Origin of the sequence: Mesobacillus sp. (genome assembly GCF_047739415.1) — a bacterium.
Lineage (GTDB): Bacteria > Bacillota > Bacilli > Bacillales > Cytobacillaceae > Mesobacillus.
Map to the genome: position 1 here is coordinate 1 of NZ_JBIQOE010000062.1, position 6,672 is coordinate 6,672.

Genomic DNA, 6,672 nt, shown 5'->3' on the forward strand with positions numbered 1-6,672 from the left:
TCCATGCTTGTGCCTGATGCACGTGTCACTTTTGCACACGGCCGCATGACCGAAAATGAATTGGAATCTGTCATGCTTGGTTTCCTTGAAGGAGAATATGATGTCCTGGTCAGCACGACAATCATAGAGACAGGTGTAGACATTCCGAATGTAAATACACTGATTGTATACGATGCGGATAAAATGGGTCTTTCCCAGCTTTATCAGCTAAGAGGACGGGTTGGACGCTCAAACAGGGTGGCCTACGCCTACTTCACATACCGAAAAGATAAGATTCTGACTGAGGTTGCGGAAAAACGCCTGCAGGCAATCAAAGAATTCACTGAGCTGGGCTCTGGTTTTAAAATCGCGATGCGTGACCTGTCAATCCGTGGTGCCGGTAATTTGCTCGGTGCCCAGCAGCATGGCTTTATCGACTCAGTGGGTTTTGATCTGTATTCACAGATGCTCAAGGAAGCAATTGAGGAGCGAAAGCCTGAGAAGGATCAAGTGCGCAAGCCTTCGATTGAAATCGATCTTGAACTTGATGCATATATACCTGATAGCTACATCTCTGATGGACACCAGAAAATCGAGATGTATAAGCGTTTCCGTGGTATAGAGACATTGAAGGATATCGATGAATTGAAAGAGGAAATTACCGACAGGTTCGGGGATTACCCTGCAGAGGTGGACACCCTATTTAAGGTAGCAGAACTTAAGGTGTATGCAATCACAGCAGGTGTGGAAACAATTAAACAGGCTAAGCAGGATGTAACGATTCTTTTAACAGATGATGGAAGCAGCAGAATTGATGGTCAGAAGGTGTTCAAGCTAAGCAGCCAATATAGGAATGCAGTGGGGCTTGGAATGGATGGCAAAAAACTGAAAATGGTCGTCCATACGAAAGGCATGAAAAACGAGCGCTGGTTCGACATTACTTTCGAGATGATTAAGGGACTTCATGACTCCCAAAAAGAACAGGAAAATACAGTATCGTAACCATTTGGAAATAATTTGTAATCTAAATGTAAAATGATAAGGTGTTTCAAAAAAGATAGACAAGGGTAATTTTTGTGTGTACGCAATTATTAGCTGGAAGGTTTATCCGTTTTTGGCACCTTTATCACTTCAAAGAAAATAATAATGAGAAGTGTATAGAACTTTCCATATGAAAGATACTAAGTTCAAATCTTGGTAAGGTTGATTAATAAAGGCAATATCATTATCGAAGGCTCATTTCGTATACCTTCGACAAAAGGATTATTTCCGATAAGCAACAATTAATACAAAAACAACCTTACCTAAAAAAATAATCATCAGATGAAAGTGAGGCAACGTTGGATGAAAGCAACTGGTATTGTTCGTCGAATCGATGATTTAGGTCGTGTCGTAATCCCTAAAGAAATTAGAAGAACACTTCGTATTCGTGAAGGGGATCCACTGGAAATCTTTGTGGACCGTGATGGTGAAGTCATTTTAAAGAAGTATTCACCAATCAGTGAACTGAGCGATTTTGCGAAGGAGTATGCAGAAGCGCTATATGATAGCTTAGGCAACCCGGTATTGATTTGCGATAGAGATACTTATATCGCATTAGCTGGAAGTTCCAAGAAGGACTACTTGAATAAAAACATCAGTGAACTTGTTGAAAAGACGATGGAAGACCGCACTTCGTCCCTTGTGAACCAGCAGACTAACATCTCGCTTGTTGAGGGGAATGAAGAGCCTGTATCTGCTTATACAATCGGGCCAATCATTGCAAACGGAGATCCAATCGGGGCAGTAATAATCTTCTCTAAAGAAGGATCATTGGGTGACGTGGAACAAAAAGCTGTTGAAACAGCTGCAGGCTTCCTGGCAAGACAGATGGAGCAATAATCAAGATTCCTGATTTTTACGGATTTATAATCTTACCTAAAAGGGCAGCTGACAAAGCTGCCTCTTTTCGTGTTTTGAAGTATAAGTTTCTTGCACGAAGAATAGTTTCCAGCTCCAGCGCTTGTCGGGTCTGACCAAGGCGCTTGCGCTTTTCTGTGTTACATCCTTTTAACAAATTGATGTTGCCTGTCACGCATGAAGCCGTCACTTTCGCCCTTGTGATATAATACGGTGGAAAATGATAATTGGAAGGAGATGGGCGATGAAGCCCGTTGCAGATTCAAAGGAACTGATGAAGGGAGCCATGATTCTTACTTTGGCAGCCCTTGTTACAAAAATTTTAAGCGCAGTTTACCGTGTCCCGTTCCAAAATATTGTCGGGGACATTGGTTTTTATATTTATCAGCAGGTTTACCCCTTTTTTGGCATTGTCATGGTTTTATCTACATACGGATTTCCAGTTGTGATATCCAAGCTTTATACAGAGCAGCAGGCTGCAGGGAATACTGGCAGGGCGGATAGGCTTTTGGCTATTTCACTTGTTTTCCTCAGCATGGTTGGACTACTGTTCTTTTTGTTTTTCTATTTTGGTTCTGGATGGATTGCCGAAAAAATCGGTGACCCTGAACTAAAGCCTTTATTCAAGGTCGTCTCCGTGCCATTCCTGATCTTCCCGTTCACCTCTGTGTTCAGGGGATACTTCCAGGGAAAGGGAAACATGGTTCCGACTGCGATATCCCAGGTTTCTGAACAATTCATCCGTGTTGCGACTATTCTGATCCTGTCAGCGGTCCTGGTACAGCAAGGCTTCTCTCTTTATATCACTGGTGCCGGTGCTGTGTTCGGGTCAATAACCGGCGGAGTCATTTCCGTTTTAATTCTCGGCTTTTTCTATCTGAAAAATGGAGGAGCTAATCCCTTCACGCGTTTTCATATTAGGGATCTATTTAGGGACGCAGCCTGGGTCGTAAAAGCACTTACCATTCAGGGATTTGCGATAAGCATTAGTGGGATGCTGTTAATATTGCTTCAGTTGGCAGATTCGTTGAATATGTATGCCTCATTGCTGGCAACGGGACTGACTGCAGAGGAAGCAAAATCGGCCAAAGGCATTTTTGACCGAGGGCAGCCGCTCATCCAGCTTGGGACAGTTGTCGCCACCTCGATGTCATTAAGCCTTGTACCGGCGATTTCTGGTGATAAATCAAGTAATCGGCGGGAAAAAGTCCTTCCCAAAGTCAGGCTTGCGCTTCAGACAAGCCTGATATTTGGCGCGGCGGCGGCGGTTGGCTTATACAGCATCATCGTTCCAGCAAATATCATGCTGTTTGAGAATGCAAATGGATCCGATGTTCTTGGACTACTCAGCCTGATGATTTTATTAGGCTCTGTTATCCTGACGATTATGAGTATATTACAGGGGCTTGATAAGTCCATTTATCCGGCGGCGGTCATTCTTGCGGGATTTGGATTGAAATACATATTAAACCTATTGCTCATCCCTATTGCTGGAACAATGGGCGCAGCTATCGCCACATTGGCTGCGATGCTGGCTGTCATGTTTATCCTGATTTATAAACTAAGACGTGAGCTGGGGCAGCCTGTTCTATCGCTTGTCTTTATAGTGAAAATATTGTTTTCCTCAGCAGTGATGGCTGTCGTTTTGCGATTATTTTTATTTATAACGGATTTCGGATATGGATATATCGAACCAGACAGGCTCGGAGCTATATTTCAGGCATTAAGCTCAGTGGCCGTGGGATCACTTGTTTACTTTTTTATTTTAATAAAAACCAGGGCTTTGACTGAAGAAGAACTAGTAACTTTGCCATTTGGCAGCAGAATTGTCCAGTTGTTCTCTAAATAGAGCCTTGAAGGAGGAAGTGTGGATATGACTAATAAAATATTGATCATCGGACTGGGAGCGGGTGACCTTGACCAGCTGCCGCTTGGTGTATATAAAAAGCTGAAGCAGGAGAAAAACCTGTATTTGCGGACAAAGGAGCATCCGGTAGTCGCCGAGCTTGAGAAGGAAGGATTGCAGTTTCAATCCTTCGATGACGTATATGAAAAACATGACCAGTTTTCGGATGTTTATGAAGAGATAACAGAGATTTTGCTTGCAGAAGCAGAAAAAGCGCCTGTAACCTATGGAGTTCCTGGACATCCTTTGATTGCAGAGCGAACCGTGCAGCTCCTGCTCGAACGAGGGCCAAAGCGGGATACAGAAATTGAAATTGGCGGCGGTCAGAGCTTCCTCGATGCCATGTTCCAGTCACTGACGATTGATCCGATCGAAGGTTTTCAACTGCTTGACGGCACCGCACTGTCAAAAGAAGATTTACTGCTAAAGAGTCACACAATTATCGGACAGGTGTATGATGCGTTCGTTGCATCTGAAGTCAAGCTGACGCTTATGGAAAAATTGCCTGATGATTATGAGGTATACATCGTGACTGCTGCCGGAAGCAGTGAGGAAGTTATTAAAAAAGTTCCATTATTTGAACTCGACAGGGAGATGGAACTTAGTAATTTGACGTCTGTTTATGTCCCGCCTGTTGAAAATGAGCAAATTTTATACAAGGATTTTCTGAAGCTGCGTGGAATTATATCAGAACTGCGCGGTCCGAATGGATGTCCTTGGGATAAGAAGCAGACTCATCAAACATTAAAGAAGTATTTAATTGAAGAATCATATGAATTACTAGAGGCGATTGATAATGATGATATCGATCATATGATTGAAGAGTTGGGGGATGTGCTGCTTCAAGTCATGCTGCATGCGCAGATTGGTGAGGATGAGGGCTATTTTACCATCGATGATGTTATTGAAGGCCTGTCTGCAAAAATGGTCCGCAGGCATCCTCATGTGTTCGGAGACAAAACGGCGGAAAATGAAGCTGAGGTCTTGAAAAACTGGCAGGAGATCAAGGAGCAGGAAAAAGGCGGTGCCGTAAAATCCATGCTGGAGGGAGCCGGCAAAGGGCTTCCGAATCTGCTTAAGGCATATGAATTGCAAAAGGAAGCTGCTAAAGTTGGGTTCGACTGGAAGACGGTAGCCCCGATTCTTGATAAGGTAAAGGAAGAAATCGAAGAGCTTTTCGAAGAAATCAATGGAAATGGCATTCAGGAAGATATCCAGTTGGAGTACGGTGATCTATTGTTCGCACTCGTCAATTTCGCAAGGCACTATGACATCAATCCTGAAGAGGCACTGAACAAGGCCAACCGGAAGTTCATGCGCCGCTTTGCCTATATCGAACAAAAAGCAGCAGAGAATGGCCGGAGTGTCGATGATTATACATTGGATGAATTGGATGCTTTCTGGGAGGAAGCGAAAACACAAGGATTATAGGTAAAGGCTGTTTTCACATTAATTGTTGCTTTTCAAACACTTACACTAAGCCGCATTCTTAAAGGTTTGGGGCTCTTTTCGAAGATGCTGCCTAAATGATATGCGTAAGTATTCAAAAAAACCAGATGAGTGTGGAAACAACAAAATTTACGAAAAGAGCATAGGTAAATCAAACCAATAAGAAAAAAGGGGTTTAAATACGATGAGGCTGGATAAATTTTTAAAGGTATCAAGATTAATCAAAAGAAGAACATTGGCGAAGGAAGTATCCGACCAGGGGAGGATCTCCGTCAATGGTGTGCCTGCGAAAGCAAGTACGAATGTAAAAGCAGGTGATGAACTGGCGATCCGGTTCGGACAAAAGGTTGTTTCCGTGAAAATCGAAAGAATCCAGGAAACTTCACGCAAGGATGAGGCTGCAGAAATGTACACAATCCTTGGGGAAGAGCGAATTCCTGGAGATGATGAAGAGTAAGCTAAGCTTCCTGTGAAGGCTTGTTCTATTCTCCCTTATCCAATCATAAACATGTACAAAAGTGCATTATGATTGTGAGGGGTAATGATGAGCCAATACTATGAAACGAACCAGACAAAAAGTAATTTGCCAGACCACGATTTAGTGATGAGAGGCAGACGGACACTTGATATTACGGGAGTAAAGCAGGTTGAAAGCTTCGACAATGAAGAGTTTTTACTAGAGACTGTCATGGGATTCCTTGCGATCAAGGGACAGAATCTCCAAATGAAGAATCTGGATGTCGACAAAGGAATTGTGTCGATCAAAGGGAAAATCTTTGACCTGGTCTACCTTGATGACCAGCATGGGGAGAAGGCTAAAGGCTTCTTTAGCAAGTTATTTCGATGACGCTTTCGACCCAATTTTTGACCATGCTCGCCATGATATGGATGGGCACTCTATTCGGAGCTTCGCTTGATACCCATAATCGTTTTCTGAAAAGGTCAAAACGAAAGTCATGGATTGTCTTCATCAATGACATCTTGTTTTGGGTGTTCCAGGGTCTGTCGATATTTTATGTCTTATTTTCAGTGAATATGGGAGAATTGCGTTTTTATATCTTCCTGGCATTGTTATGCGGCTTTGCAGCGTACCAGAGTCTTTTTAAAAATATATACCTTAAGTTGCTTGAGCGGGCCATTGCCATCACAATCAACGTGTATGTGTTTATCGTGAAGGCGATCAGGATGCTTGTGATTAGGCCGCTCCAGTTTCTGGCTGCCACCGCCTTATCACTATTGCTTTTGACGGGAAGAGGCCTTTACGCTCTAGGAAAATGGCTTCTTGCCGTTTTACTATGGCTGTTAAACAATTTCATTTGGAAACCAGTTAAAATAATATTCTTACTTTTTTGGAAACTTTTGCCGAAAACAGTTAAAAAAAGCGTCGAGAAGTTATATAATAAATTGGCAGGATTTCTAAATATAGTAAAGAATTATTC

At 42.8% G+C, this 6,672-nt stretch carries 7 protein-coding genes; all 7 read left to right on the top strand.

The features are described from left to right. Positions 1-981 (top strand): TRCF domain-containing protein (locus ACH0QE_RS05875; protein ID WP_415799762.1); only part of this gene is annotated, 981 nt, incomplete at its 5' end. A 342-nt stretch (positions 982-1,323) separates the two neighbouring features. Beyond that, positions 1,324-1,860, top strand: coding sequence for a stage V sporulation protein T (spoVT, locus tag ACH0QE_RS05880; protein ID WP_415799764.1), 537 nt, complete (start codon positions 1,324-1,326; stop codon positions 1,858-1,860). A gap of 262 nt (positions 1,861-2,122) precedes the next feature. Then, positions 2,123-3,727 carry a putative polysaccharide biosynthesis protein gene (locus ACH0QE_RS05885; RefSeq protein WP_415799765.1) on the top strand — a complete coding sequence of 535 codons (1,605 nt, stop codon included), beginning with the start codon at positions 2,123-2,125 and terminating at the stop codon, positions 3,725-3,727. A gap of 24 nt (positions 3,728-3,751) precedes the next feature. Continuing rightward, positions 3,752-5,215, top strand: a complete 1,464-nt coding sequence (gene mazG / locus ACH0QE_RS05890) for a nucleoside triphosphate pyrophosphohydrolase (protein ID WP_415799766.1) — start codon at positions 3,752-3,754, stop codon at positions 5,213-5,215. A gap of 202 nt (positions 5,216-5,417) precedes the next feature. Continuing rightward, the gene (locus ACH0QE_RS05895; protein ID WP_041963900.1) at positions 5,418-5,690 is read left to right on the top strand and encodes an RNA-binding S4 domain-containing protein; all 273 of its coding nucleotides are present in this window, start codon (positions 5,418-5,420) and stop codon (positions 5,688-5,690) included. Between the two features lie 87 nt (positions 5,691-5,777). After that, positions 5,778-6,080: a sporulation protein YabP gene (yabP, locus tag ACH0QE_RS05900; RefSeq protein WP_023613305.1), complete on the top strand. Its 303-nt coding sequence runs from the start codon at positions 5,778-5,780 to the stop codon at positions 6,078-6,080. Then, on the top strand, positions 6,077-6,672 hold a 596-nt coding region (gene yabQ, locus ACH0QE_RS05905), incomplete at its 3' end, for a spore cortex biosynthesis protein YabQ (RefSeq protein ID WP_415799767.1). The genes yabP and yabQ, both read left to right, overlap by 4 nt.